27 protein-coding genes are annotated in these 25,190 nt (G+C 64.6%); 16 read left to right on the top strand and 11 right to left on the bottom strand.

The features are described from left to right. Position 1 precedes the first annotated feature (1 nt). The 13 genes from nuoI (at position 2) to RZR99_RS20405 (ending at position 11,528) form a co-directional block, all read left to right on the top strand. Positions 2-490, top strand: a complete 489-nt coding sequence (nuoI, locus tag RZR99_RS20465; RefSeq protein WP_323121600.1) for an NADH-quinone oxidoreductase subunit NuoI — start codon at positions 2-4, stop codon at positions 488-490. Positions 491-608: 118 nt separating this feature from the next. Continuing rightward, a complete protein-coding gene (locus RZR99_RS20460) occupies positions 609-1,265 on the top strand; it encodes an NADH-quinone oxidoreductase subunit J (protein WP_323121599.1) in 657 nt (218 codons plus the stop codon). A gap of 17 nt (positions 1,266-1,282) precedes the next feature. Beyond that, entirely contained in the window at positions 1,283-1,588 is a 306-nt protein-coding gene (gene nuoK / locus RZR99_RS20455) for an NADH-quinone oxidoreductase subunit NuoK (RefSeq protein WP_010102528.1), read from the top strand. 17 nt (positions 1,589-1,605) lie between these two features. Then, complete coding sequence (gene nuoL, locus RZR99_RS20450; protein ID WP_323121598.1) at positions 1,606-3,654, top strand: NADH-quinone oxidoreductase subunit L; 2,049 nt, start codon at positions 1,606-1,608, stop codon at positions 3,652-3,654. 15 nt (positions 3,655-3,669) lie between these two features. Further along, positions 3,670-5,160, top strand: a complete 1,491-nt coding sequence (locus tag RZR99_RS20445; protein ID WP_323121597.1) for an NADH-quinone oxidoreductase subunit M — start codon at positions 3,670-3,672, stop codon at positions 5,158-5,160. A gap of 24 nt (positions 5,161-5,184) precedes the next feature. Beyond that, the gene (gene nuoN / locus RZR99_RS20440; protein ID WP_323121596.1) at positions 5,185-6,660 is read left to right on the top strand and encodes an NADH-quinone oxidoreductase subunit NuoN; all 1,476 of its coding nucleotides are present in this window, start codon (positions 5,185-5,187) and stop codon (positions 6,658-6,660) included. Further along, entirely contained in the window at positions 6,660-6,956 is a 297-nt protein-coding gene (locus RZR99_RS20435) for a DUF2818 family protein (RefSeq protein WP_323121595.1), read from the top strand. Before nuoN ends, RZR99_RS20435 begins: the two co-directional genes overlap by 1 nt. Before the next feature lie 38 nt (positions 6,957-6,994). Then, entirely contained in the window at positions 6,995-7,585 is a 591-nt protein-coding gene (locus RZR99_RS20430; RefSeq protein ID WP_323121594.1) for an NUDIX hydrolase, read from the top strand. A gap of 141 nt (positions 7,586-7,726) precedes the next feature. Next, entirely contained in the window at positions 7,727-8,143 is a 417-nt protein-coding gene (locus tag RZR99_RS20425) for a DUF1178 family protein (protein WP_323121593.1), read from the top strand. 62 nt (positions 8,144-8,205) lie between these two features. Continuing rightward, positions 8,206-9,402, top strand: a complete 1,197-nt coding sequence (locus RZR99_RS20420) for an acyl-CoA dehydrogenase family protein (RefSeq protein ID WP_323121592.1) — start codon at positions 8,206-8,208, stop codon at positions 9,400-9,402. A 10-nt stretch (positions 9,403-9,412) separates the two neighbouring features. Beyond that, complete coding sequence (locus tag RZR99_RS20415; protein WP_323121591.1) at positions 9,413-10,546, top strand: acyl-CoA dehydrogenase family protein; 1,134 nt, start codon at positions 9,413-9,415, stop codon at positions 10,544-10,546. Positions 10,547-10,590: 44 nt separating this feature from the next. Beyond that, on the top strand, positions 10,591-11,049 hold the full coding sequence (locus tag RZR99_RS20410; protein WP_323121590.1) for a MaoC family dehydratase: 459 nt from the start codon (positions 10,591-10,593) through the stop codon (positions 11,047-11,049). Further along, a complete protein-coding gene (locus RZR99_RS20405; protein WP_323121589.1) occupies positions 11,046-11,528 on the top strand; it encodes a MaoC family dehydratase in 483 nt (160 codons plus the stop codon). The genes RZR99_RS20410 and RZR99_RS20405 overlap by 4 nt, the downstream gene beginning before the upstream one ends. Positions 11,529-11,629: 101 nt before the next feature. Here RZR99_RS20405 and RZR99_RS20400 read toward each other — a convergent pair whose 3' ends face one another. The 5 genes from RZR99_RS20400 to RZR99_RS20380 all read right to left on the bottom strand — a co-directional run bounded on the left by RZR99_RS20400 (position 11,630) and on the right by RZR99_RS20380 (position 16,414). Further along, positions 11,630-12,322: a glutathione binding-like protein gene (locus RZR99_RS20400; RefSeq protein WP_323121588.1), complete on the bottom strand. Its 693-nt coding sequence runs from the start codon at positions 12,320-12,322 to the stop codon at positions 11,630-11,632. Between the two features lie 157 nt (positions 12,323-12,479). Next, the gene (locus RZR99_RS20395) at positions 12,480-13,715 is read right to left on the bottom strand and encodes an acyl-CoA dehydrogenase family protein (RefSeq protein WP_323121587.1); all 1,236 of its coding nucleotides are present in this window, start codon (positions 13,713-13,715) and stop codon (positions 12,480-12,482) included. 48 nt (positions 13,716-13,763) lie between these two features. After that, positions 13,764-14,870 (bottom strand): phosphotransferase, encoded by a 1,107-nt coding sequence (locus tag RZR99_RS20390; RefSeq protein WP_323121586.1) that lies wholly within the window; start codon positions 14,868-14,870, stop codon positions 13,764-13,766. A 27-nt stretch (positions 14,871-14,897) separates the two neighbouring features. Further along, positions 14,898-15,614, bottom strand: coding sequence for a histidine phosphatase family protein (locus RZR99_RS20385; RefSeq protein WP_323121585.1), 717 nt, complete (start codon positions 15,612-15,614; stop codon positions 14,898-14,900). Between the two features lie 8 nt (positions 15,615-15,622). Further along, positions 15,623-16,414: an oxepin-CoA hydrolase, alternative type gene (locus tag RZR99_RS20380; protein ID WP_323121584.1), complete on the bottom strand. Its 792-nt coding sequence runs from the start codon at positions 16,412-16,414 to the stop codon at positions 15,623-15,625. A gap of 211 nt (positions 16,415-16,625) precedes the next feature. On the opposite strand from RZR99_RS20380, the gene RZR99_RS20375 reads away from it, so the two are divergent. Beyond that, a complete protein-coding gene (locus RZR99_RS20375; protein ID WP_323121583.1) occupies positions 16,626-17,279 on the top strand; it encodes a glutathione S-transferase family protein in 654 nt (217 codons plus the stop codon). A gap of 52 nt (positions 17,280-17,331) precedes the next feature. Here the strand turns inward: RZR99_RS20375 and RZR99_RS20370 are convergent, their stop codons facing one another. Continuing rightward, complete coding sequence (locus RZR99_RS20370) at positions 17,332-18,504, bottom strand: pyridoxal phosphate-dependent aminotransferase (protein ID WP_323121582.1); 1,173 nt, start codon at positions 18,502-18,504, stop codon at positions 17,332-17,334. Positions 18,505-18,550: 46 nt separating this feature from the next. Next, positions 18,551-19,048, bottom strand: a complete 498-nt coding sequence (locus RZR99_RS20365) for a putative toxin-antitoxin system toxin component, PIN family (protein WP_323121581.1) — start codon at positions 19,046-19,048, stop codon at positions 18,551-18,553. Positions 19,049-19,105: 57 nt separating this feature from the next. Here RZR99_RS20365 and yaaA point away from each other — a divergent pair, with 57 nt between their 5' ends. Both yaaA and RZR99_RS20355 read left to right on the top strand, forming a co-directional pair. After that, positions 19,106-19,888, top strand: coding sequence for a peroxide stress protein YaaA (yaaA, locus tag RZR99_RS20360; protein WP_323121580.1), 783 nt, complete (start codon positions 19,106-19,108; stop codon positions 19,886-19,888). 41 nt (positions 19,889-19,929) lie between these two features. Beyond that, positions 19,930-21,084, top strand: coding sequence for a M14 family metallopeptidase (locus tag RZR99_RS20355; RefSeq protein WP_323121579.1), 1,155 nt, complete (start codon positions 19,930-19,932; stop codon positions 21,082-21,084). Between the two features lie 108 nt (positions 21,085-21,192). Here RZR99_RS20355 and RZR99_RS20350 read toward each other — a convergent pair whose 3' ends face one another. From RZR99_RS20350 to RZR99_RS20335, 4 genes are all read right to left on the bottom strand, one after another. Next, positions 21,193-21,819: a BspC domain-containing protein gene (locus RZR99_RS20350; protein ID WP_323121578.1), complete on the bottom strand. Its 627-nt coding sequence runs from the start codon at positions 21,817-21,819 to the stop codon at positions 21,193-21,195. 182 nt (positions 21,820-22,001) lie between these two features. Further along, positions 22,002-22,676: an energy-coupling factor ABC transporter permease gene (locus RZR99_RS20345; protein ID WP_323121577.1), complete on the bottom strand. Its 675-nt coding sequence runs from the start codon at positions 22,674-22,676 to the stop codon at positions 22,002-22,004. 52 nt (positions 22,677-22,728) lie between these two features. After that, entirely contained in the window at positions 22,729-23,580 is an 852-nt protein-coding gene (locus RZR99_RS20340; RefSeq protein WP_323121576.1) for a response regulator transcription factor, read from the bottom strand. A gap of 190 nt (positions 23,581-23,770) precedes the next feature. Beyond that, positions 23,771-24,991, bottom strand: coding sequence for a DUF2863 family protein (locus tag RZR99_RS20335; RefSeq protein ID WP_323121575.1), 1,221 nt, complete (start codon positions 24,989-24,991; stop codon positions 23,771-23,773). Positions 24,992-25,190 lie beyond the last annotated feature (199 nt).

The raw sequence follows: 25,190 nt of genomic DNA, 5'->3' as shown, positions 1-25,190 counted from the left end.
CATGACGGCAATCCAACAATTCTTTAAGACCTTCTTCCTGGTCGAACTGCTGAAGGGGCTCGCGCTGACGGGACGCTACACGTTCAAGCGCAAGGTCACCGTGCAGTTCCCGGAAGAAAAGACGCCGATCTCGCCGCGCTTTCGCGGGCTGCACGCGCTGCGCCGCTATGAAAACGGCGAAGAGCGCTGCATCGCGTGCAAGCTGTGCGAAGCGGTATGCCCGGCGATGGCCATCACGATCGAGTCGGAAACGCGCGCGGACAACACCCGCCGCACGACGCGCTACGACATCGATCTGACCAAGTGCATCTTCTGCGGCTTCTGCGAGGAAAGCTGCCCGGTCGATTCGATCGTCGAAACGCAAATCCTCGAGTACCACGGCGAAAAGCGCGGCGACCTGTATTTCACGAAGGAAATGCTGCTCGCGGTGGGCGATCGCTACGAGAAGGACATCGCCGCGGCCCGCGCCGCCGATGCGCCGTATCGGTAAATGGTGGTGATGCGCGCCGGCTCGAAGCGAGCCGGCCAAGCCGCGGCAACGGTTGCGGCACGCTGCTCTTGTGCCAACGAACCGTGCCTGTCAAAGGCCTAACGATGAATCGGTAATCATGGACTTCACGACCGTACTCTTCTACATCTTCGCACTGCTCCTGGTGGTATCAGGGCTGAAGGTGATCACTTCGCGCAATCCGGTGGCGTCTGCGCTGTTCCTCGTGCTCGCGTTCTTCAACGCGGCCGCGATCTGGATGCTGCTCCAGGCCGAATTCCTCGCGATCCTGCTCGTGCTGGTCTACGTCGGCGCGGTGATGGTGCTCTTCCTGTTCGTCGTGATGATGCTCGACATCAACATCGACGTACTGCGCCGCGACTTCAAACGCTTCGTGCCGATGGCGACGTTCGTCGGCGCGATCATCGTGGTCGAGACCGCGCTGATCCTCTGGCGCGGCTACGGTGCCACCTCGGCGCCGGTGCGCGACATCGCCTCGGGCGCGCTCGCCGGCATGTCGAACACGCGCCTGATCGGCAAGGTCATCTACACCGACTACATCTTCGCGTTCGAAATCGCGGGTCTCGTGCTGCTGGTGGCGATCATCGCCGCGGTCGCGCTGACCGAGCGCAAGGGCAAGGACAGCAAGCGCCAGCGCGTGTCCGACCAGGTGAAGGTGCGCCGCGAGGACCGCGTGCGCCTCGTGAAGATGCAGGCGGAGAAGCCGCAGCCGGAAGCCGCCGCCAGCGATGCCGGCTCGAGCGGCAACAACGGCTAAGCGGAGGAGAGATAAATATGTTGACCTTGGCTCATTACCTGGTGCTCGGCGCGATCCTGTTCGCGATCAGCATCGTCGGGATCTTCCTGAACCGCCGCAACATCATCGTGATCCTGATGGCGATCGAACTGATGTTGCTTGCGGTGAACACCAATTTCGTCGCGTTCTCGCACTACCTCGGCGACGTGCACGGCCAGATCTTCGTGTTCTTCGTGCTGACGGTCGCGGCGGCGGAAGCCGCAATCGGCCTCGCGATTCTGGTGACTCTGTTCCGCAAGCTCGACACGATCAATGTCGAGGATCTCGATCAGCTCAAAGGTTAATTTCAGGCAACGCTGTTATGTCAACGACACTCAATGAAAACCTGCTGCTGGCGATTCCGCTCGCTCCGCTGGCCGGCTCGCTGATTGCGGGGCTGTTCGGGAACGCGGTGGGACGCAAGGGCGCACACCGGATCACGATCCTCGGCGTGGCGATCGCGTTCGTCCTGTCCGCGATCGTGTTCCTCCAGGTGATGGGCGGCGCGAGCTACAACGCGACGGTCTACGAATGGATGAACGTCGGCTCGCTGAAGCTCGAGGTGGGCTTCCTGGTCGATTCGCTGACCGCGATGATGATGGTGGTGGTCACCTTCGTCTCGCTGATGGTGCACATCTACACGATCGGCTACATGTCGGAGGAGGACGGCTACCAGCGCTTCTTCTCGTACATCTCGCTGTTCACGTTCTCGATGCTGATGCTCGTGATGAGCAACAACTTCCTGCAGCTGTTCTTCGGCTGGGAAGCGGTGGGTCTCGTGTCGTACCTGCTGATCGGTTTCTACTTCACGCGGGAAAGCGCGATCTACGCGAACATGAAGGCGTTCCTCGTGAACCGCGTCGGCGACTTCGGCTTCCTGCTCGGCATCGGTCTGCTGCTCGCCTACGCCGGGTCGATGAACTACGGCGAAGTGTTCGCGAAGCGCGGCGAACTCGCCGCGCTGCATTTCCCGGGTACCGACTGGGGTCTGCTGACGGTTGCCTGCATCTGCCTGTTCATCGGCGCGATGGGCAAGTCGGCGCAGTTCCCGCTGCACGTGTGGCTGCCCGACTCGATGGAAGGTCCGACGCCGATCTCCGCGCTGATTCACGCGGCGACCATGGTGACGGCCGGCATCTTCATGGTGACGCGCATGTCGCCGCTGTTCGAGCTGTCCGATGCGGCGCTCTCGTTCATCACGGTGATCGGCGCGATCACGGCGCTCTTCATGGGTTTCCTCGGCATCGTCCAGAACGACATCAAGCGGGTGGTCGCGTATTCGACGCTGTCGCAGCTCGGCTACATGACGGTCGCGCTCGGCGTGTCCGCGTACCCGGTCGCGGTGTTCCACCTGATGACGCACGCGTTCTTCAAGGCGCTGCTGTTCCTCGGCGCGGGTTCCGTGATCATCGGCATGCACCACGACCAGGACATGCGCAACATGGGCGGCCTGCGCAAGTACATGCCGATCACGTGGATCACGTCGCTGGTCGGTTCGCTGGCGCTGATCGGCACGCCGTTCTTCTCGGGCTTCTATTCGAAGGACTCGATCATCGATGCGGTGAAGCTGTCGCATCTGCCGGGTTCGGGCTTTGCCTACTTCGCGGTCGTTGCGAGCGTGTTCGTGACGGCGCTGTATTCGTTCCGCATGTACTTCCTGGTGTTCCACGGCGAAGAGCGCTTCCGCAAGCCGAAGCACCCGGAATCGCCGATGGGCATCGAGGCCGCGCACGGTCACGGCGACCACGGTCACGGCCATGACGATCACGCGCACGAACCGCACGAAACGCCGTGGGTGGTGTGGGTGCCGCTCGTCCTGCTGGCGATTCCGTCCGTCGTGATCGGCGCGATCGCGATCGGCCCGATGCTGTTCGGCGACTTCTTCCAGCATGGCGTGGCGTTCGACCAGGTGATCTTCATCGGCCAGAACCACCCGGCGGTTGCCGAGATGGCGGAAGAGTTCCACGGCTGGGTCGCGATGGGCCTGCATTCGGTGTCCGGCCTGCCGGTCTGGCTCGCGCTGGCGGGCGTGGTGACCGCCTGGTTCCTGTACCTGAAGCGTCCGGACCTGCCGGCGGTTATTCGTCGCGCATTCGGCCCGATCTATACGCTGCTCGACAACAAGTACTACATGGACAAGATCAACGAGGTCGTGTTCGCCAAGGGCTCGGTCGCGATCGGCCGCGGCCTGTGGAAAGAGGGCGACGTCGTGGTGATCGACGGCCTCGTCAACGGCAGCGCGCGCTTCATCGGCTGGTTCGCCGGCGTGATCCGCTTCCTCCAATCCGGTTACATCTATCACTACGCGTTCGCCATGATCATCGGCATGCTGGGGCTCCTGACCCTGTTTGTAACGCTCGGCGGCAAATAAGGCGGGGAACGACTAATGCACTCTTTTCCGATTCTCAGTACCGCGATTTGGCTGCCGATCGTTTTCGGCCTGCTCGTGCTCGCGGTCGGTTCCGATAAAAATCCGGGCACGGCGCGCTGGATCGCGCTGATCGGCTCGCTGCTCGGCCTCGCCGTCACGATCCCGCTGATCACCGGCTTCGATTCGAGCACCGCGGCGCTGCAGTTCGTCGAGCAGGCGAACTGGATCGAACGCTTCAACATCTCGTATCACCTCGGCGTCGACGGCATTTCGATGTGGTTCGTCGTGCTTACCGCGCTCATCACGGTGATCGTCGTGATCGCCGCATGGGAAGTGATCACCGAGAACGTGTCGCAGTACCTGGCCGCGTTCCTGATCCTGTCCGGGATCATGATCGGCGTGTTCTCCTCGGCGGACGGCCTGCTGTTTTACGTGTTCTTCGAAGCGACGCTGATCCCGATGTACATCATCATCGGGGTGTGGGGCGGTCCGAACCGCGTCTACGCGGCGTTCAAGTTCTTCCTGTACACGTTGGCCGGCTCGCTGCTGATGCTGGTCGCGCTGATCTACCTGTATACGCAGACCCACTCGTTCGACCTCGCCATCTGGCAGAACGCGAAGATCGGGATGACGCCGCAGGTGCTGCTGTTCCTCGCGTTCTTCCTCGCGTTCGCGGTGAAGGTCCCGATGTGGCCGGTGCACACGTGGCTGCCCGATGCCCACGTGGAAGCGCCGACGGGCGGCTCGGTCGTGCTGGCCGCGATCATGCTGAAGCTCGGCGCGTACGGTTTCCTGCGCTTCTCGCTGCCGATCACGCCGGATGCGAGCCACTTCCTCGCGCCCGTGATCATCACGCTGTCGCTCATCGCCGTGATCTACATCGGCCTTGTCGCGATGGTGCAGACGGACATGAAGAAGCTGGTCGCATATTCGTCGATCGCGCACATGGGCTTCGTCACGCTCGGTTTCTTCATCTTCAACCAGCTGGGCGTCGAAGGCGCGATCATCCAGATGATTTCGCACGGCTTCGTGTCGGGCGCGATGTTCCTCTGCATCGGTGTGCTGTATGACCGCCTGCATTCGCGCCAGATCGCCGATTACGGCGGCGTCGTCAACGTGATGCCGAAGTTCGCCGCGTTCGCGATGCTGTTCTCGATGGCCAACTGCGGCCTGCCGGGCACCTCCGGTTTCGTCGGCGAATTCATGGTGATTCTGGCGGCTGTCCAGTTCAATTTCTGGATTGCGTTCGGCGCGGCGTTCACGCTGATCCTGGGCGCTGCCTACACGTTGTGGATGTACAAGCGCGTGTACTTCGGCCCGGTGACGAGCGAGAAGGTCGCCAAGCTGAAGGACATCGGCCGCCGCGAATTCACGATGCTCGCCGTGCTGGCCGCGTTCACGATGCTGATGGGCCTGTATCCGAAGCCCTTCACCGACGTGATGCACGTTTCCGTGGAAAACCTCCTCTCCCATGTCGCGCAGTCGAAGCTGCCGCTGGCCCAGTAAGCGCGAGCGGAGGACATAAAGATCATGCAAAACGCACCTTTCACTCATTTGTTGCCCGACGCCATCGTGATGTTGTCGATCGTCGTCGCATCCCGTGTCGGCGACTTCACGTCCGCCGAGATGAACCGGCGCATCATCTACTGGATCGCGATCATTTCGTCGACGGTGGCGGGCGTGTGGTTCGCCGCGCAGGCGCTGGATCCGGAGCAGTATTACTTTTTCTCGCGAATGATCGTCGTCGATTCGTTCGCGAGCGTCATGAAGGCGGTCGTATCGCTCGGCTTCGCCGTGTCGCTGATCTATTCGCGCAAATATCTCGAGGACCGCGGGCTGTTCCGCGACGATCTGCTTCTGCTCGGCATGTTCTCTTTGCTCGGTCAGCTGGTGATGATCTCGGGCAACAATCTGCTGATGCTGTACCTGGGCCTCGAGCTGATGTCGCTGGCGCTGTACGCGATCATCGCGCTGCGTCGCGACGCGGCGCAATCGAGCGAAGCGGCAATGAAGTACTACGTGCTGGGCGCGCTGGCGTCGGGCTTCGTGCTGTACGGGATCTCGATGCTGTACGGCGCGACCGGTACGCTCGAACTGAACGAGGTGCTGAAGGCGGTGGCGTCCGGCCGCATCAATGACGCGGTGCTGCTGTTCGGCGTGATCTTCGTGGTGGCGGGCGTCGCGTTCAAGCTCGGCGCGGTGCCGTTCCATATGTGGGTGCCGGACGTCTACCAGGGCGCACCGACCGCGATGACGCTGCTCGTCGGCGGCGGCCCGAAGGTGGCGGCGTTCGCTTGGGGCTTGCGCTTCCTGGTGATGGGCCTGTTGCCGCTCGCGGTCGACTGGCAGCAGATGATCGTGATCCTGGCCGCGTTGTCGCTGATCGTCGGGAACCTCACCGGTATCGTGCAACGTAACGTCAAGCGGATGCTGGCCTACTCGGCGATCTCGAACATGGGCTTCGTGCTGCTCGGCCTGCTGTCGGGGGTCGTCAATGGCAACCCGGCGTCGGCCGCGGGGGCGTACAGCTCGGCGATGTTCTATTCGATCGTCTATCTGGTGACGACGCTCGGCTCGTTCGGTGTGGTCATGCTGCTCGCGCGCCGCGACTTCGAAGCCGAAACGCTCGACGATTTCAAGGGCTTGAACAAGCGCAGCCCGGTGTTCGCGTTCGTGATGATGGTGATGATGTTCTCGCTCGCCGGCATCCCGCCGACGGTCGGCTTCTACGCGAAGCTCGCCGTGCTCGAGGCGACCGTCAACGCGGGTCTCACGTGGCTGGCCGTGCTGGCCGTCGTCACGTCGCTGTTCGGCGCGTTCTACTATCTGCGCATCGTGAAGCTGATGTACTTCGACGCGCCGCAGGATGCGACGCCGATCGCCGGCGATGCGTGCAAGCGCACGATTCTGGTGCTGAACGGCCTCGCGGTCCTCGTGCTGGGTCTGATTCCGGGCCCGCTGATGACGATCTGCCTGCAGGCCATCAGCCACACGCTGCCGCTGTAATGTCGGCGGCAGGCTGGTTCATCGTGCTGTTGGCGCTCGCGGGCGCCAACCTGCCGTTCCTGAATCAACGGCTCTTTGCCGCGGTGCCGATCGGCGCCGCGAGGAAGAACGGCTGGATCCGGATCGGCGAACTGATCGTGCTGTATTTTGTGGTGGGCGCGCTGGGCTTCTGGCTCGAGTCGCGCGCCGGCAACCGCTTCGAGCAGGGCTGGCAGTTCTACGCGATCACCTTCAGTCTGTTCGTGGTCTTCGCGTTTCCCGGCTTCACGTTCCAGTATCTCGTCAAACGGCGCTGACGGCGGATCGCCGTCGCGCCCCCAATCCGGAGCCGCCGATGGCCGACCTGCCGAATCACGACGCTGCACTCACCGAAACCTGCATCGAAAGCGAGTCGATCTTCGACGGCGCGTTCCTCAAGCTCAAGCGCGACACCGTGCGCCTGCCGGACGGCAAGCAGGCGACCCGCGAATACGTGAAGCATCCGGGCGCCGTGATGATCATCCCGCTGTTCGACGACGGCCGCGTGCTCATGGAGAGCCAGTTTCGCTACCCGATCGGCAAGGTGATGGCCGAATTCCCTGCGGGCAAGCTGGATCCTGAGGAGGGCGCGCTTGCATGCGCGGTTCGCGAACTGCGCGAAGAGACGGGTTACACCGCGCGCGAATACGTGTTCCTGACGCGGATTCATCCAATCATTTCCTATTCGACCGAGTTTATCGACCTGTATCTCGCGCGCGGTCTGACCGCAGGCGAGCGCAAGCTCGACGACGGCGAATTCCTCGAAACCTTCACGGCGGCCTTGCCCGACGTGCTCGAATGGATTCGAACCGGCCAGATTACCGACGTGAAGACCATCATCGGCACGATGTGGCTCGAAAAGGCGCTGTCCGGCGCATGGCCGCTGGGCGACCCGGTACGTCCCTGACGGGCGTGTCCGGCGGCGAATGGCGCCGCACGTTACAATCGACGCCGCCGGCTCTGCCGCGGCGTTCTTTTTGCCGATATTTAGCACGACCGTTCACAAAATTCCCTTTTGCGATACACTCGCAACACGCCCTGATTCAGCATGAAGGTCCTCGATTTGCAGTGCCCGCATGGCCATCGCTTTGAAGGCTGGTTTGCATCGGCCGATGAGTTCGAAGCGCAGTTGTCCCGCAAGCTGGTCGAATGTCCGGTGTGCGGAGCGACCGAGGTCAGCCGCATGCCGTCCGCGCCGCGCCTGAACCTGTCGGGTGCGACGCAGCCGGCCGATCCCCGCGCGATGCAGGCGCAGGTCATGCGCGCGCTGCGGGAGGTGCTGGAGAAAACCGAGAACGTGGGCGAGCGCTTCGCCGAGGAAGCGCGGCGCATTCACTACAACGAAGCGCCCGCGCGCAATATTCGCGGCGTGACCACGCCCGAAGACGCGCAAGCCTTGGTCGAAGAAGGCATCGACGTGATGCCGCTGCCGGTTCCGGCCGCGCTGAAAGAGCCTCTGCAGTGATCGTTCGCTGATCGCCGCGCAAGCTCCCAGCGGCCGCCGGCCGCGGCGAGGAGACACTGCGCATGGATCTGGACTATTCCCCCGCCGACGACGCGTTCCGCGCCGACATCCGCGCCTGGCTTGAGGCGAACCTGCCTCAAGCGCTGCGCGCGAAAGTACTCGATCACAAACGACTGAATCGCGACGACTACACGAGCTGGCATCGCGTGCTCGGCACGCGCGGCTGGTCCGCGTCCGCGTGGCCCAGGGAATACGGCGGGCCCGGCTGGAACGCGACGCAGCGCCATATCTGGGACGAGGAGTGCGCGCGTCTCGGTGCGCCGACGGTACTGCCGTTCGGCGTGTCGATGGTCGCGCCGGTGCTGATGAAGTACGGCAGCGACGAACAGAAGCGCCATTACCTGCCGCGCATCCTCGACGGCACGGACTGGTGGTGCCAGGGGTATTCGGAGCCCGGCTCGGGGTCCGATCTCGCGTCGCTGCGCACTCGTGCCGAGCGGCAGGGCGACCATTACCTCGTCAACGGCCAGAAAACCTGGACGACGCTCGGGCAGCACGCGGACATGATGTTCTGTCTGGTGCGCACCGATCCGGCGGTGAAGAAGCAGGACGGCATTTCGTTTCTGCTGATCGACATGAAGACGCCCGGCATCACGGTGCGTCCGATCATCACGCTGGACGAGGACCACGAGGTCAACGAAGTGTTCTTCGAGGACGTGAAGGTGCCGGTCGCGAATCGGGTCGGCGACGAGAACCGCGGCTGGACCTACGCGAAATACCTGCTCGGGCACGAGCGGACGGGGATCGCCCAGGTCGGCCGCTCGAAACGCGAGCTGGCATTCCTGAAGCGCCTCGCGCTGCGGCAGCACAAGCACGGCAAGCCGCTGCTGGCGGATCCGGTGTTCGCCGCGAAGGTGGCCACGCTCGAGATCGAGTTGATGGCGCTCGAGGTGACGGTGCTGCGCGTCGTCAGCAGCGAGGGGAGCGGGAAGGGGCCGGGGCCGGAGGCGTCGATGCTGAAGATCAAGGGGACCGAGGTCCAGCAGATGCTGACCGAACTGATGTTCGACGCGGCGGGGCCGTTGGCGGCGCCGTTCGACGTACCGTTCCTCGAGGGCGAGCGTGAGCATGCCCTCGCGGGCGACGACGAGATCGCGCCGCTTGCCGCGTACTACTTCAACTTCCGCAAGACGTCGATCTACGGCGGCTCGAACGAAATTCAAAAGAACATCATCGCGCAGATGATTCTCGGACTCTGAGGAGCGGCGCATGGACTTCACCTTTACCGACGAACAGCAGCAATTCGCCGACGCGCTGCGCCGTTATCTCGACGGGCGTTACGGCTTCGACGCGCGGCAGGCGATCGTGCGTACCGACGCGGGCGTATCCGGCGAGCAGTGGCGCGCCTTCGCCGAACTCGGCCTGACCGCGCTGCCGGTGCCGGAGTCGCATGGCGGCTTCGGCGGCAGCGCCGTCGACATGATGGTCGCGATGCAGGAACTGGGCCGGGCGCTGGTCGTGGAGCCCTACTGGGCGACCGCGGTCGGCATCGAGGCGCTGCGGACCGCGGGTTCCGGCGCGGGCGAGGACGCCGCGCTGCTCGAGCGCGTCGCGCAAGGCGATGCGAAGCTGGCCGTTGCGTTCAACGAGCCGGACGCGCGCTACGATCTGTTCGCACTGGCTACGACGGCCGCGCCGCAGGGTACGGGGTTCGTGCTGAACGGCGTCAAGTCGGTCGTCCAGCACGGTGCGCAGGCGGACGTGTGGATCGTGCCGGCGCGGGTGGCGGACGGCTCGCTCGGATTGTTCGCGATCGAGCGCGGCGCGGCCGGCGCCGAGGTCGTCGACTATCGGACGATCGACGGCCAGCGTGCCGCGACGATACGCCTGTCGAACACGCCCGGCCGGGCGTTGGCGGGCGGTGAGCACGATGCGGCCGCGCTCGAGAAGATCGCCGATTACGGTATCGTGCTGCTGTGCGGCGAGGCGGTCGGCGCACTCGATGCGCTGAATCGCGCGACGCTTGATTACACGAAGACGCGCGAGCAGTTCGGCGTGCCGATCGCGCGTTTTCAGGCGCTGCAGCATCGGATGGTCGACATGCTGATCCAGGCCGAGCAGGCCCGCTCGATCACGTACCTCGCTGCCGTGCGCTATGCGGGCGCCGATGCCGATGCGCGGCGCCAGGCGGTGTCGGCCGCGAAGGCGCGGGTCGGGCAGGCCGCGCGCTTCGTCGGCCAGCAGGCGGTGCAACTGCATGGCGGCATGGGCGTGACCAACGAAGTGGCGGCGGCGCATCTGTTCAAGCGCCTGTCGATCATCGAGACGACGCTCGGCGACGTCGATCATCATCTCGAGCGGTTCGCCGCGCGGCCGTCATTCATGACCCCGCAGGATGCCTGAGCAGAACGGCGTGCGGCCGCACGCCGAATCAACGGAGAAGCACGATGGGTATCAGCTACGAAGATCTGGAAGTCAACAGCAGCACCGAAGTTGGCCGGCATACGTTCACGCCGGACGAAATCATCACGTTCGCGACGCAGTTCGATCCGCAGCCGTTCCATCTCGACGAGGCCGCCGGCAAGGCGTCGCCGTTCGGCGGGTTGATCGCGAGCGGCTGGCATACCTGTTCCGTGTTCATGGGGATGCTGGTGCGCAACGTGCTGGGCGATTCGACCAGCATGGGGTCGCCGGGCATCGACGAGATCCGCTGGCTCAAGCCGGTGCGCGCGGGCGACACGATCACGATGCACAACAAGATACTCGACAAGCGCGTGTCGGAAAGCCGTCCCGATCGCGGCATCGTGTCGACCGAGTGGGTGGGCGTGAATCAGCACGGCGACACGGTCATCACCGTGCGCTCGAAAGTGATCTTCGGGCTGCGCGATCCGCAGCGTCGCGCATGACGCCGGAGGCGGCCGAACTGCCGCTGATTGCCTCGGCGCAGGCGCTGCGCGAGCTGGCCGGCGCCGAGCCGGTGGCGAGCGGCTGGCTCGAGGTGGATCAGCCGCGCGTGGACCGCTTCGCCGACGCAACGGACGATCATCAGTGGATTCACGTCGATCCCAAGCGGGCCGCGAGCGAGTCGCCGTTCGGCGGCCCGATTGCGCACGGGTTCCTGACTTTGTCGCTGATTCCGGCGCTGATGGCGCGGGCGTTGCGTTTCGAGCAGCGAATGGGGGTGAATTACGGGCTCAACCGCGTGCGTTTCCTGAAGCCGGTGCCGGTGGGTGCGCGGGTGCGCGCCCTGTTCGCGATCAAGGAGGTGCGTGATGCGGCCCAGGGCGGGGTGAACGTGACGTGGTCGGTGTCGGTGCAGATCGAGCATCCGGTCGAGCCGATGCTTGCGTGTGCCGCGGAATTCATCACTCAACACTATTTCTGACCGGATCGGGCATGCATGAACGACGAAGGGACAGGGTTCGTACCCTGTCCCTTCGTCGTTGTGTCGATCCGATCTTGTACGCGGAATCCAGACGGCCGGTGTCAGCGCTTCGCGTACTGGGTCGCGCCGAACAGCATTTCGCGCGCCTTGTCGTCCTGCAGCGGCTTGCGCAGCGACGCCAGCACCTCGACACCACGCTGTACCGCGGGGCGCGCCGCAATCGCCTCGTGCCAGCGCTTCACGTTCGGGAAGTCGTCGAGCGCGATACCCTGGTTTTTCCACGAGCGCGTCCACGGGAACGTCGCGATGTCGGCGATCGTGTATGCGTCGCCCGCGAGGTAGGCGCTTTCACCGAGCTGACGGTCCATCACGCCGTACAGGCGTTTGGTCTCGTTCGTGTAGCGATTGATCGCGTACTCGATGGGCTCCGGTGCATAGATCCGGAAGTGATGCGTCTGGCCGAGCATCGGGCCGACGCCGCCCATCTGGAACATCAGCCATTGCAGCGTCGTATAGCGCGCCGCCGGATCGGCCGGCAGGAACTGGCCGGTTTTCTCGGCGAGATAGATCAGGATCGCGCCCGATTCGAACAGCGACAGCGGCTGTCCACCGGGGCCGTCGCGGTCGATGATCGCGGGGATCCGGTTGTTCGGGCTGATCTTCAGGAAGTCCGGCTCGAACTGGTCGCCGGCTCCGATGTCGATCGGATGCACGCGATAGTCGAGGCCGATTTCTTCCAGCATGATGTGGACCTTGTGGCCGTTCGGGGTCGCCCAGCTATAGACATCGATCATCGTCGTTTCTCGTTTGCGGTTCGTTGAATGCGGCGCCGTTGCGGCACGGCAGCAGGCGGAAATTAGAGCATAGATCGACGGGGGCTGCAGGCGGCGGGGCGAGGTGCCGCCTGCGGGATCGCGCGGGTTGCGCGGCGGCGGTGGCCGCGCATTCGTGCTACGCCGCCGACGGCGCGATGGGCGCATGGCGCGCCAGTTCGAGTTTTGCGATCGCGTTGCGATGTACCTCGTCGGGGCCGTCGGCGAAACGCAGCGTGCGTGCCGATGCATAGGCATAGGCGAGCGGAAAATCGTCGCTGACGCCGCCGCCGCCGTGCGCCTGGATGGCCCAGTCGATCACCTGGCAGGCCATGTTCGGCGCGACTACCTTGATCATCGCGATCTCGCCGCGCGCCCCCTTGTTGCCGACCGTGTCCATCAGGTAAGCGGTCTTGAGCGTCAGCAGGCGCGCCTGCTCGATCAGGCACCGGGCTTCGGCGATGCGCTCCTGCGTGACGGTCTGCGCGGCGATCGGCTTGCCGAACGCGATGCGCGACGATGCACGCCTGCACATCAGTTCGAGCGCGCGCTCCGCGAGTCCGATGAGACGCATGCAGTGATGAATCCGACCCGGCCCCAGGCGCCCCTGCGCGATCTCGAAGCCGCGTCCTTCGCCGAGCAGCAGATTCGACGCCGGCACCCGCACGTTCTCGAGCGTGATTTCCATGTGGCCGTGCGGGGCATCGTCGTAGCCGAATACGTTGAGCGGGCGATGGACCGTAATGCCCGGCGCGCCGGCCGGCACCAGGATCATCGATTGCTGGGCGTGGCGGGGCGCGTCGGGGTCGGTCTTGCCCATCACGATGTAGAGCTTGCAGCGCGGGTCTCCGGCACCTGACGACCACCATTTATGGCCGTTGACGATGTAGTCGTCGCCGTCGCGTTCGATGCGGGTCTGGATATTGGTCGCGTCGGAAGATGCAACCTCCGGTTCGGTCATCAGGAACGCGGAGCGGATCGCGCCGTCGAGCAGCGGGTCGAGCCAGGCGCGCTTGTGCGCATCGGTGGCGTAGCGTTCGAGGGTTTCCATGTTGCCGGTATCGGGCGCGCTGCAGTTGAACACCTCGGGTGCCCACGGCACGCGGCCCATGATTTCGCACAGCGGCGCGTATTCGAGATTCGTGAGTCCCGCGCCCAGTGCCGAATCGGGGAGGAACAGATTCCACAGGCCGGCGTCGCGGGCCTTCCGCTTGAGCGTCTCGATCAGCGAGACGGGCAGCCATGCGTTGCCGTTGCCCCGGTTGCGCGCGATTTCCTCGTAGAACGCGCGCTCGTTCGGATAGATGTGTTCGTCGAAAAAGGCGTTCAGTTGCCGGCGCAGCGCCTGAACCTTCGGGGAGTAGTCGAAATGCATCGCGAACCTCGCTGGTCGGGTACATCGATCTGAAAAGACGTGCGCGGATCAGCGCACCTTCTGCGCGTAGCGCCAGGCCAGTTCGGCCATCGGCTTCGCGCGGCGGCCCGCATCGAGCGCCTGGGCGCTCGATGCGGTGCCGTCCACGACGCGTTTCATGATCCCTTGCAGGATCGCCGCGATCCGGAACATGTTGTAGGCGAGATAGAAATTCCAGTCGCCGCGGATCGTCAGTCCGGTGCGTTCGCAATAGCGCTCGACGTAGCGCGTTTCGTCCGGAATGCCGAGGGCTGCCCAGTCGAGCCCCGCGATGCCGCGGAAGCGCTCCGGGTCGACATGCCATGCCATGCAGTGATAGGCGAAATCGGCGAGCGGGTCGCCGAGCGTCGACAGTTCCCAGTCGAGCACGGCGAGTACGCGCGGCTCGGTCGGGTGGAAGATCAGGTTGTCGAGCCGATAGTCGCCGTGCACGATCGAGACGCGCGCCGGGGGATCGGCTTCGGGCGGCATGTGATGCGGCAGCCAGTCGATCAGCCGGTGCATCGCGTCGATCGTTTCTGTTTCCGACGCGAGATACTGCTTGCTCCAGCGGCCGATCTGACGCGTGAAATAGTTGCCGGGCTTGCCGTAGTCCGCGAGACCGGCTGCTTGCGGATCGACCGCGTGCAGCGCGGCGATCACGCGATTCATCTCATCGTAATAGGTCGCGCGTTCGGCGGGCGTCATGCCGGGCAGCGACGGATCCCACAGTACCCGGCCCGGCACGAACGCCATCACGTAGAACGCGCGGCCGATCACGCTTTCGTCGTCGCACAGCGCAAGCATGTCCGCGACCGGTACGTCGCTATCGGCGAGTGCCGCCATCACACGGTATTCGCGATCGATCGCGTGCGCGGACGGCAGCAGTTTCGCGGCGGGCGCCGGCTTCGCGCGCAGCACGTAGCTGCGTCGCGGTGTCACGAGCTTGAAGGTCGGGTTCGACTGCCCCCCCTTGAACTGCTCGACAGCGAGGGGGCCCGCGAAGCCTTCGACGTGCCGTGCGAGCCACGCGGTCAGCGCATCGAGATCGAAGCGCTGCGCGGCGCCTATCGGGCGGGTACCTTCGAACGCGGTGTAATCGGTCTGCGGCGCTTCTGGCTGGCTGGGATTCGCCATGGTCTCCTCCAGGTCCGTGAATGACGTTCAGGTGCGCGTGTACTGCAGGAATTGCTGATAGAAAACTTCCATCGTCGTGTTGCGGTTGTCGCGATGCAGCGCTTCCGGCGGCGCGTAATTGAGCAGGCGGATCACCCAGTCGTCGTCGCGTTCGCCGACGTCGAGGGCGTTGATGCAGCCCGTGGTCTGCGACAGGTTGCCGATGAAGAGCCGCTGGCCCGGAACCGTGGCGTGAGACAGCAGCGCGCAGTTCACGCCGCCGTGCAGCACCAGCAGCACGGTATCCCATGCGGGATCGGCGCGCAGCGCGGCGAGCGGTGGCAGTACGCGATCGATCAGTTCGCCGATCGTTTCGCCGCCGAGAAAGCGGGTATTTTCGGGGACGATGCCGTCGAGCACGCGGAGGAACGCTGCCTCCTGCTGGTCGGGGGCAATGTCGGCGAGATGGCCGCCGCGGATTTCGCGCCACGCCGGCTCGATGTCGATCGCGACGGACTGCCCGGTCTCGGCGAGTACGTGCCGAGCGGTCTCGATCGTACGGGGCAGGCCGCTCGTGATCACGCGGTCGAAGCGGATCTCCTGTTGCGCGAACACTCGGCCCGCCGCGCTGGCCTGTGCGCGGCCGCGCTCGTTGAGCGGCACGGTGTCGGGATCGATCGCGCGGCCGCTGCCGTCGAAATAGGTGACGTCGCCATGCCGCATCAGGAAGATGCGGCGGCGTTTCGGTAACTGATAACGGGTCATGGAAGGGCTCAACGTTTGTAGACGGGTGGGCGCTTGTCGAGGAATGCGCGGATTCCTTCGAGAGCGTCCGCATGATGTAGCGCGGCAACGAAGTTGTCGCGTTCTGCGATCAGGTGGGGCGCGAGCGGTTGCGTCTGCGCATCGGCGAGCAGCGACTTGATGCGCGTGAGCGCATGGGGCGAGATCCTGCCGAGTTCGTCGGCCCAGCCGACGGCCTCGTCGCGCGCGGCGCCGGGCTTCGCGAGGCGGTTGACGACGCCGAGCGCATGCAGTCTCGGGGCGGCGACCGGCTTGCCTTCGTAGAGGATTTCGGCCGCCAGCGCGCGGGGCAGCGCGCGAGCGAGGAACCACGAACCGCCGCCGTCCGGCGTCAGCCCGACGCGGGCGTAGGACATCAGGAATTTCGCGTCGTCGGCCGCCACGATCAGATCGCAGGCAAGCGCCAGCGAAAAGCCGGCGCCGGCCGCCGCGCCCTCGACCGCCGCGATGACCGGCTTCGTCGACGTATGCAGCGCGGTCACCCATTCGGCCAGCAGGTCGATGCTGGCCGCCTGCATGGCGGGGTCTTTCGCGCGGTTCTCCAGCAGGCGGTTGAGATTGCCGCCCGCGCAGAAGAAGTGGTCCGCACCTGTCAGCACGACGGCGCGAATCGCCGGATCGCGCTCGGCCGTATTGAGCGCTTCGAGACCGGCGGCATACATGTCCGGGTGCAGCGCGTTGCGTGCGCCGGGATTGGATAGGGTGAGGACGAGGGTCGATTCGCTTTCGGGCGGGCGCGCTGCGAGTAGTTCTGCGCTCATGCGAGGGTCTCCTTGGGGGCGGCGATTCGCGACCGGAACGGGCGTCGACGGATAGCCGGTTGAAGGGATACTGCGCTCGGGCAAACGATCCTGTCGTGACAAGTGCCGAAGTTGCTTTAGACTAGCACGAACGTGCTTTTTAACGCGATGCCGAACCGGCGGCCATCACGCAGGATGCGGCCGTGATCCGGTAACAGGAAGGAGACATCCCATGTTGCAGCTTTGTGGTTTCCCGCTGTCCAACTATTACAACAAAGTGAAGTTCGTGCTGCTCGAGTACGGCATTCCGTTCGAGGAATTGCCGATGACGATTCCGCTCGACGATCCCGCCGCGCTGGCCGATTCGCCGTTCGGCAGGGTGCCGTTCCTGCGGACCGAATCCGGTCCGCTGAGCGAGTCGCAGGCGATCGTCGACTATCTCGCCGCCCGTTACCCGGAAAAGGGAATTTACCCGGCCGATCCGTTCGCTGCAGCGAAGGCGCGCGAGCTGATCGCGTGTACCGAACTGTATATCGAATGGCCCGCCCGCGACCTGTACCCGGAAGCCTATTTCGGCGGACGGGTGAGCGACGGCACCAAGGCGCGGGTGGAGAAGCGCCTGCCGCGTTCGCTCGAGGTGTTCAAGCGAATGACCGTGTTCGGGCCGTACGTGCTCGGCGACACATTCTGTATCGCGGATGCCGCCGCGTTCGTTCATTTGCCGCTCATCGCACTGACGACGAAAACGATCTACGGGCGGGATTTCGTGCTCGATGCGGGGATCGACTGGAAGGCGTACATGAAGTGCGTCGGCGAACGTCCGGCCGCGCGGCGCGTGACGGACGAGCGCAAGGCTTATATCGCGGCAACCACGAAGCCGCGCTGACGCGGTCGGCCTGTTCGTCGCGCGTCCACGCCGGGCGCGCGACGCAATGCCGTTACAGGCCGGCGAGCCGCTCCAGTGCGTTGGCCAGCGTCTGCTCCTGCTTCGCGAAGCAGAAGCGCACGACGCCCGATTCGTGCGGCTCGTGATAGAACGCGGAGACCGGTATGGCCGCTACGCCGATTTCAGTCGTCAGCCACTTCGCGAATTCCGCCTCCGGCAGGTCGCTGATCGCTGAATAGTCGACGCACTGGAAGTAGGTGCCGGTACACGGCAGCAGCTTGAAGCGGCTGCGGGCCAGACCGGCGCGGAAGAAGTCGCGCTTCTGCTGGTAGAACGCCGGCAGCGTCAGGTAGGGCTCGGGGTTGCCGAGATAGTCGGCGAGGCCGATCTGCATCGGCGTGTTCACGGTGAACACGTTGAACTGATGGACCTTGCGGAACTCGGCTGTCAGCGCGGCGGGCGCGGCCACATAGCCGACTTTCCAGCCCGTTACATGGAATGTCTTGCCGAAACTCGACACGATGAAGCTGCGCGAGGCCAGTTCCGGATAGCGCGCGACGCTCTCGTGCCGTTCGCCGTCGTACACCATGTGTTCGTACACTTCGTCGGACAGGATCAGGACGTTGGTGCCGCGCACGATGTCCTCGAGCTTGCGCAGGTCCGTATCGCGCCAGACCGTGCCGGTCGGATTGTGCGGCGTGTTGATCAGGATCAGGCGGGTATTCGGTGTGATCGCGGCGGCGAGCCGGTCGAACGGGATGGCGTAATCGGGCGCGTCGAGCGTGACGAACACGGGTTTGCCGCCCGCCAGCTCGATCGAGGGCAGGTAGCTGTCGTAGGTCGGTTCGACGACGATCACCTCGTCGCCAGGATGCACGGCGCAGAGGATGGCCGTCAGCAGCGCCTGCGTGGCGCCGGCCGTGACGGTGATTTCCGTGCCGGCGTCGTAGCGGCGGCCATAGAGCCGGGCGATCTTGTCCGAGATCGCTTCGCGCAGCGGCGCGACGCCCGCCATCGGCGGATACTGGTTGTGGCCGTCGCGCATCGCCTTCGTCACGGCGTCGATAATGCGCGGATCGCAGCCGAAATCGGGAAAGCCCTGGCCGAGGTTGACCGCGCCCGCTTCGGCGGCGAGTGCGCTCATCACCGTGAAGATGGTGGTGCCCACCTCGGGGAGGCGGGAAGGGAAGGACGGCGTCGTCGGCATGTCGTGAGGTGCGTTCATCGTGGCGTACGGGTAAGAGTGCGAAACGGTAACGGGAAGGAGGGTGTCAGACGGAGACCGGCTCGGGCTCTCCGTCCGCGAGCGCGCACGCGGCGACGAACGGCGCGGGCTGCGCGATCCGGAACCCGAAGTCGCGGGCGGTGCGGCGCGCGAGTTTCAGCAATGCCCTGTCTTTCGAGACCAGCCATTCTGCCTGCGCGGCGTGGGCGAGCTCGAGGAATTTCTGATCGTCGCGGTCCTTGCATCTGGGCAGCGGCCGGCTTTCGGCCGCGTCGGCGGCTGCCTGGGCGGGCGAAGCCACCTGGCGGGCGAGACGGGCCACCGTCGCGAGCGCGGCCGCCTTGTCGAGCGCGCGTTCGCGAAACTGCGGATAGTCGAGCACGCGCTCGAGTTCCGTCAGGCAGCGGGCGTCGATGAGCGCGACGAGCGTGCCGGCTTCAAGGGCGGCGCGGATCGGGCGCGTGGCGGGGTCGTCGAACACGAGGATGTCGATCCAGACATTCGAGTCGAGTACCACGCTGCGCGGGACGTGAGGGCTGGGCATTCGTTACAATCGGTGGTTTTGGTCTGACCGCACGGCACGGCGTGCCTGCGAGCCTCTATGATAATCGTTCTCTCCCCCGCGAAATCGCTGGACTACGACACCCCGCCGCATATCCCGACCCATACGCTGCCCGACTTCGTCGACGACGCCGCGCAACTGATCGACGAACTGCGCCGGCTGTCGCCGCAGCAGATCTCGGCGCTGATGGGCATTTCCGATCCGCTTGCCCGGCTGAATTTCCAGCGCTACGCCGACTGGTCGCGCGTCTTCAGCCCGGCGAACGCGAAACAGGCGGTACTCGCGTTCAACGGTGACGTCTATGAAGGTTTCGACGCCGCGTCGCTGTCGGCGGCCGACCTCGATTACGCGCAGCGCCACGTGCGGGTGCTGTCCGGGCTCTACGGTCTGCTGCGTCCGCTCGATCTGCTGCAGCCGTACCGGCTCGAGATGGGAACCCGGTTCGAGAACGAGCGCGGCAAGGATCTGTACGCGTTCTGGGGCGAGCGGATCACGCACGCGCTGAACGAGCAATTGAGGCGCCGCACGGGCCCGGCGCGGGTGCTGATCAATTGCGCATCGACCGAGTATTTCAAATCGGTGAAGCCGAAACTGCTCGATGCGCCCGTCATTACGCCGGTATTCGAGGACTGGAAGGGCGGCCGCTACAAGATCATCAGCTTCCACGCGAAGCGGGCGCGCGGCTTGATGGCGCGCCATCTGGTCGAGAACCGGATCGAGGCGCCCGACGCGCTGAAAGCGTTCGCGGCCGAAGGCTACGCGTTCGATGCCGATGCGTCGAACGATGCGACTTACGTGTTTCGCCGGCGAATCGGCGCTTAATCGACCAGGCGGTTCACGAGACCGCTGAACCAGGAGATGCAATGAACCTCTCGATCACGAGCAATTTTGATGCGGGCGCGATCGACGTCGTGTCGTGCGAGCGTGCCGACGCGATCCGTCTGCGCGTGCGCGGCGACAACCGCTCGGAATTCGCCCAGTGGTTTTACTTTCGCCTGTCGGGCGCGCGCGGCGAGCGCTGCGTGATGACATTCGAAAACGCGAACGACTGCGCGTATCCGGCCGGCTGGCGCGACTATCGCGCGGCCGCGAGCTATGACCGGGTCAACTGGTTCCGCGTGCCGACCTCCTACGACGGCACCGTGATGACGATCGATCATACGCCGGAGTTCGACAGCGTCTATTACGCGTACTTCGAACCGTACAGCGAGGAGCGCCACTCGGAGTTCCTGGGCGCCGTGCAGCAGATGCCGCAGGCGAACGTCGTCGAGCTGGGCCGCACGGTCGAGGGGCGACCGATGTCGCTGCTCGTGCTCGGCACGCCGGACGACGCGGGCGTGCCGAAGAAGAAAGTATGGATCATCGCGCGCCAGCATCCGGGCGAGTCGATGGCCGAATGGTTTGTCGAAGGGCTGGTGAAACGCCTCGCGGGCTGGGGCGATTGGGCCGGCGACCCGGTCGCGCGCAAGCTATACGATCACGCGACGTTCTACATCGTCGCGAACATGAATCCCGATGGCAGCGTGCACGGCAATCTGCGCACCAACGCGGCCGGCGCGAACCTGAATCGCGAATGGATGGAGCCGGATGCCGAACGCAGTCCCGAGGTACTGGCCGTGCGCGATGCAATCCATGCGATCGGCTGCGATCTCTTTTTCGACATCCATGGCGACGAGGATCTGCCGTACGTGTTCGTTGCCGGATCGGAGATGCTGCCGGGCTTCACGGAGCAACAGCGCAAGGAGCAGGCCGCATTCATCGAGGCGTTCAAGTGGGCGAGCCCCGATTTTCAGGATCAGCACGGCTACGCGGCGAGCAAGTACAAGGAAGACGCGCTCAAGCTGGCGTCGAAGTACATCGGTCACCAGTTCGGTTGCCTGTCGTTGACGCTGGAAATGCCGTTCAAGGACAACGCCAATCTGCCTGACGAGCGTGTCGGCTGGAACGGCGAGCGCAGTGCCGCGCTCGGCGCGGCGATGCTGGTCGCGGTTCTCAACCACGTTCAGGCATTCGCCTGACACGTCGCCGCGCCCTGCTTGCTGGGGGGGCGGCGTGCCAATCCGGTAAAAAACCGGCGCGCGTTGGGTGACGTGCACCGGTTTTTTATGGGGTCGCTAATCCGCGGCTCAGGACGACTTCTTCGCAGTCGACTTCTTGACGGTTTTCTTCTGCGTGCCCGACTTCTTCGCCGCGGCGGATTTCTTGGTGCTTTTGCCCGAGGCTTTCGCCTTGCTCTTGCCTTTGCCGGCGTGACCCTTGAATTTCTTCTTCGACGACGCGGGGCGCTCGGCGCGCGGCTGCGCGGGCGGCACGGGATCGTTCCAGCTGAACGCCAGCATTTGCGTGCCGACGTAACCGCAGCGGAACTTGAGGTGTGCCGGGTCGCTGCCGTTGTTGCGGATGCCGAGTCCTTCGACGGTGACGATGTTGTCGACCTTGACGCGCTGTTTGCCCTGGTCGAACGAATCGTTCCACGGCGTGATGGCGGCGCTGCTGGGATCGAAGGCGCTTGGCGGGAATTCGACGTGATCGAAGGCGGTCGACGTGCCGGCGATGAAGTTGCCGTGAGCGGCGCAGTCCGCGACGAGCGGATCGGCATGCATCTCGTTGACGAACTTGTTGACGAGTTTGGCGCGCTGGTCGAGCAGATCGGCGAACGCGGGTGCGGAGCACACAAGCGACAGGCCCGCGATGCAGGCTGCCAGCTTGCCGAGCGCGCCCAGAATGCGGTGCGAGGCGGGGAAGCTGTCCATCTAGATATGAGGTATGCGCAATAGAGACACCGGGCACGTAAGATGTCCGGTGAAGAGCAGGAGTTCAATCTTAGCGCAATTTTTTTGCAGGTCAGTAGGGGAAGTGCTCATTTCGACCGATGCATGGCGTTGTCCGACTGCGATGAGGCAGTGAAGCCGGGTGGGCGAGACGGAGGTGTCGTTCAGGCGCGCGGTCCGCCGAGGCGATAGCGGCGCACGTCGAACGTTGTGACCCACGCGGGTTTGTATACCGCGATGAGCGCGGTTGCCATGCCGGTGAACCAGGCTTCGCCGAGCGCGAGCAGCAAGGTATTGAAGCCATAGCCCGTCGGGAGCACGGCGGCGTCGCCGCCTGCGAGCGCGATCTGCACGCCGGCGGCTGCGCCGGCCACCGCGCCGATTGCCACCATCGGCGAAACGAAGCCCTGCGCGGTGATGAGTGCGAACAGATTATGCGGCAGCCAGGCGATGGCCGCGCGCTGCAGCAGCGCGGAAACGGCGACGGGCAGTGCACCGTACACCAGATACGTAATGCCGATGCCTTGCCAGGAGGCGTCGAAGATGACCGCGGCGACGCCGGCGATGACCGCCGTCGCGACGAGCGCAAGGGTCCAGTCGAACAGGATGACAAGCAGCGTGGCGCCCAGCAGGTGCATGACGAGGCCATCGTCGAGCCAGGCATTGGATGCCCACAGGGCCGTGATCGCTGTAACGAGCGCGAGCCAGACGTGCTGCAGCGTGGCGTCCTGCAGGCGGGCGAACGGGGCTTTCCACAGCGCGAGCGCGAGCAGTGCCACGGCGGCGATCCAGCCACCGACGGCGATCCAGAACGGAAGCGGCGTGTAGAGGAAACCCATGTTTTTATATTACTCGTTGAATCCCAAATAGGGGAATGGATTCAATGCCCGACTAAGGTTTCGCCAGCCGGCGGCCGGGCTCGAACGGAACCGTGGGCTCGGCGGCCATCGGCTGGATGCTGCGCGCGCGGCTGTCGGGCATAAGGGGGTATTTGCGTCGCTCGGGCCCGCCGCGCAATGGTATCGGGCAAGGCGCCCCCAGCACGGGGCGGGGTGCGCTGTCGCGGACGGAGAGCAGCACCTCGAGATGTGGCGGTAACCAGCCGTTATAAATGGCGACCGCGGCGGCGCGATTGGTGGCGCCCAGTTGCTGGAAGATACTGGCCAGATGGATCTTGACCGTGCCTTCGCTGATTCCCAGCGTGCGCGCGATCATCTTGTTGGTGCTGCCCATGTGAACGAAACGCATGATCTGCGCCTGCCGGGGCGACAACACGCTGCGTGTTGTCCGTCGCCTGGGCGGCAATTCATCGATCAGGTGGTGAGCCCGTGCGTCGCTGGCCGGCGGCGGCTCGGCGAGATCGAGCGCGCCGGGCGGGACATAGTGGCCACCGAGCAGGACCATTTCGAGCGCACGGACGATCAGATGGGGGCGGGTCGAACGCGGGATCACGCCGAATACGCCGGATTTGAAGAGCGCGTGAGTCTGCTCGGGCGACGCGTCGTCGGTCAGCACTGCGACTGGCGTGGACCCACAGGCCTTGCAGAGCAGATGCAGATCGCCGAGGCACTTGATGTCGTGCCAGTCGACCGCGATCAGGTCGAAGTTGTGCTGCTTGAGAAGTCGTTGCGCGTGGCGCCAGTCCTTCGCATCGTTGTAGCCGGCTTGGCGGGCGATCTGCTTGAGGAGAGCCTTGAGTCCATCACGCCGTTCGGCATCGGAATTGAGCACCAGGAATCGCATGTTTTGCCTCTTTTTTTTGCAGAGATTTTGGAATGGCGGCAACGCGCCACCGACCCAATCATGACAAATTCCTTACGATATGTCGGCCTAGCTGAACGACATAAGACGATTCGTCGAAGCATAAAAGAAAAGGCCGCCCCGGTAGCCGGGGCGGCCTTGGTGTGATGTGCGGATGTGAACGCGCGGCGTTTCAGTGGAAATGCGGCTGCGCGGGCGTCGCGTCTTCAGGCATTTCGGCATGCACGATCTCGCCGAGCGGGTCCGCATAGAGCGGCACGCCGCAGTCGTCGCAGTACTCGGGTTCGAAACGCCCGGCATGCCGTCTGATATCGGTCACACCGGCCTCCTTGAGGAGCGTCGCGATTTCTTCGAGCGGTCCGTCCGCGGGGGTGTCGGTTTCCGTCACGGTTTCGTCGAGCACCGCGTCGCCGTTTTCGCGGCCGTACAAAGGCCAGACGACGCCATAGATCACGTCGTTGCTGCCGCGCCGGGTGAAGCCGACACGATACTCGTCGATGCGGCGTTCGCCGAACCCCGCGATCACTGCGCGCAGCTCCTGGGGCGCGGCGCCAATTGTGTCGAACAGATAACGAATCGCGGTCCGGACGGTGTGCGGACGTACGCGTTCGTCCGCGTCGCGGCATGCGGAGTAGTAGGCATCCGGCAGCAGACATTCGAATTCGCAGCCCGGCAAGGCGGCGGCGAGATTGACGCCGCCTTGTGCTGCCCATTGCTCGAGGCATTGACTGCGTTCGATCCGGGTGCCGCCCGGCTCTTCTTCCTGCCAGCGGAACAGGGGCGCGCCGGCGGGCGCCGCGACGACGGCCAGCAGGAAGCGCGGATCGGCGAGGATCGGCGAGGTTTCGGGCAGGTCGCCGTAGCTGAGCTTGACCGGGTGACCGCCCAGCGCCGCATGGGCGAGCTGCTGGGCGAGCCGGTAGGTTTCGACGTGATGGCGCGGGAGCTGATCGATGCTGTACAGGAACGGTGCCATCGCGACGAGCGTGTCCTGCGCCAGCACGTGGGCTTGCAGATGGGTGCGCAGCACGTCGGCGATATCCGTCTTGAGTGAGCCGGATGGAATCATGTAGCGGGTCCATGCGAGCACGGGAACGGCGACGAGGAGGGCTTCGTAGGGTTTGTCGTCGTGTTCGACGTGCAGCGATTCGCTGTGCGTTTCGGCCATGTCCGCAAGCGCGCCGTAGGCGTCGGGATGGTTTTGCTGGAGGTGGTCGAGCGCGGCGTCGAGCGTAGTCTGGTTGCCGTTGCGAACGACCTTCGCGAGCAGGGCGTCGAGCTTCGCTTCCCAGAAGCGGTCTTCGACGCGGCTGCCGGAGGCGAACAGCGCGAGCGACAGGCCGACCAGTTTGTCGGCATCGGGAGGAAGGCGTTTGGCGATTCGCTGGCGCATATATATAGACGTGGTAGATGCGGAGAACCCACCATTCTAGTCCGATCCGTGCCTGTTAAGCGTCTAGATGGGCGTAGGCGCTGTTGGTCGACCGCAGATATGGGGTATGAAAATAATTTCAGGAAACCTCTTGCGCGAAGTGAGCAGGGTACCTACAATCACGCCTCTTTCGCAGTAACGGAGACGTGAAGCGGAAGGC

Source organism: Burkholderia alba (genome assembly GCF_034721475.1).
GTDB classification, from domain to species: domain Bacteria; phylum Pseudomonadota; class Gammaproteobacteria; order Burkholderiales; family Burkholderiaceae; genus Burkholderia; species Burkholderia alba.
The sequence above is the reverse complement of the archived record's forward strand: the minus strand, read 5'-3'. Positions and strand labels throughout refer to the sequence as shown.

Bases quoted from the DNA above. Each gene is read 5' to 3' on its own strand.
- yaaA (WP_323121580.1), top strand. From the start codon at position 19,106: ATGATAATCGTTCTCTCCCCCGCGAAATCGCTGGACTACGACACCCCG.
- RZR99_RS20420 (WP_323121592.1), top strand. From the start codon at position 8,206: ATGGATCTGGACTATTCCCCCGCCGACGACGCGTTCCGCGCCGACATC.
- RZR99_RS20350 (WP_323121578.1), bottom strand. From the start codon at position 21,819: ATGGACAGCTTCCCCGCCTCGCACCGCATTCTGGGCGCGCTCGGCAAG.
- RZR99_RS20415 (WP_323121591.1), top strand. From the start codon at position 9,413: ATGGACTTCACCTTTACCGACGAACAGCAGCAATTCGCCGACGCGCTG.
- nuoK (WP_010102528.1), top strand. From the start codon at position 1,283: ATGTTGACCTTGGCTCATTACCTGGTGCTCGGCGCGATCCTGTTCGCG.
- RZR99_RS20445 (WP_323121597.1), top strand. From the start codon at position 3,670: ATGCACTCTTTTCCGATTCTCAGTACCGCGATTTGGCTGCCGATCGTT.
- RZR99_RS20345 (WP_323121577.1), bottom strand. From the start codon at position 22,676: ATGGGTTTCCTCTACACGCCGCTTCCGTTCTGGATCGCCGTCGGTGGC.
- RZR99_RS20425 (WP_323121593.1), top strand. From the start codon at position 7,727: ATGAAGGTCCTCGATTTGCAGTGCCCGCATGGCCATCGCTTTGAAGGC.
- nuoN (WP_323121596.1), top strand. From the start codon at position 5,185: ATGCAAAACGCACCTTTCACTCATTTGTTGCCCGACGCCATCGTGATG.
- RZR99_RS20335 (WP_323121575.1), bottom strand. From the start codon at position 24,991: ATGCGCCAGCGAATCGCCAAACGCCTTCCTCCCGATGCCGACAAACTG.
- RZR99_RS20430 (WP_323121594.1), top strand. From the start codon at position 6,995: ATGGCCGACCTGCCGAATCACGACGCTGCACTCACCGAAACCTGCATC.
- RZR99_RS20395 (WP_323121587.1), bottom strand. From the start codon at position 13,715: ATGCATTTCGACTACTCCCCGAAGGTTCAGGCGCTGCGCCGGCAACTG.
- RZR99_RS20385 (WP_323121585.1), bottom strand. From the start codon at position 15,614: ATGACCCGTTATCAGTTACCGAAACGCCGCCGCATCTTCCTGATGCGG.
- nuoI (WP_323121600.1), top strand. From the start codon at position 2: ATGACGGCAATCCAACAATTCTTTAAGACCTTCTTCCTGGTCGAACTG.
- RZR99_RS20410 (WP_323121590.1), top strand. From the start codon at position 10,591: ATGGGTATCAGCTACGAAGATCTGGAAGTCAACAGCAGCACCGAAGTT.
- RZR99_RS20355 (WP_323121579.1), top strand. From the start codon at position 19,930: ATGAACCTCTCGATCACGAGCAATTTTGATGCGGGCGCGATCGACGTC.
- nuoL (WP_323121598.1), top strand. From the start codon at position 1,606: ATGTCAACGACACTCAATGAAAACCTGCTGCTGGCGATTCCGCTCGCT.
- RZR99_RS20370 (WP_323121582.1), bottom strand. From the start codon at position 18,504: ATGAACGCACCTCACGACATGCCGACGACGCCGTCCTTCCCTTCCCGC.
- RZR99_RS20380 (WP_323121584.1), bottom strand. From the start codon at position 16,414: ATGAGCGCAGAACTACTCGCAGCGCGCCCGCCCGAAAGCGAATCGACC.
- RZR99_RS20460 (WP_323121599.1), top strand. From the start codon at position 609: ATGGACTTCACGACCGTACTCTTCTACATCTTCGCACTGCTCCTGGTG.
- RZR99_RS20435 (WP_323121595.1), top strand. From the start codon at position 6,660: ATGTCGGCGGCAGGCTGGTTCATCGTGCTGTTGGCGCTCGCGGGCGCC.
- RZR99_RS20400 (WP_323121588.1), bottom strand. From the start codon at position 12,322: ATGATCGATGTCTATAGCTGGGCGACCCCGAACGGCCACAAGGTCCAC.
- RZR99_RS20405 (WP_323121589.1), top strand. From the start codon at position 11,046: ATGACGCCGGAGGCGGCCGAACTGCCGCTGATTGCCTCGGCGCAGGCG.
- RZR99_RS20375 (WP_323121583.1), top strand. From the start codon at position 16,626: ATGTTGCAGCTTTGTGGTTTCCCGCTGTCCAACTATTACAACAAAGTG.
- RZR99_RS20390 (WP_323121586.1), bottom strand. From the start codon at position 14,870: ATGGCGAATCCCAGCCAGCCAGAAGCGCCGCAGACCGATTACACCGCG.
- RZR99_RS20365 (WP_323121581.1), bottom strand. From the start codon at position 19,048: ATGCCCAGCCCTCACGTCCCGCGCAGCGTGGTACTCGACTCGAATGTC.
- RZR99_RS20340 (WP_323121576.1), bottom strand. From the start codon at position 23,580: ATGCGATTCCTGGTGCTCAATTCCGATGCCGAACGGCGTGATGGACTC.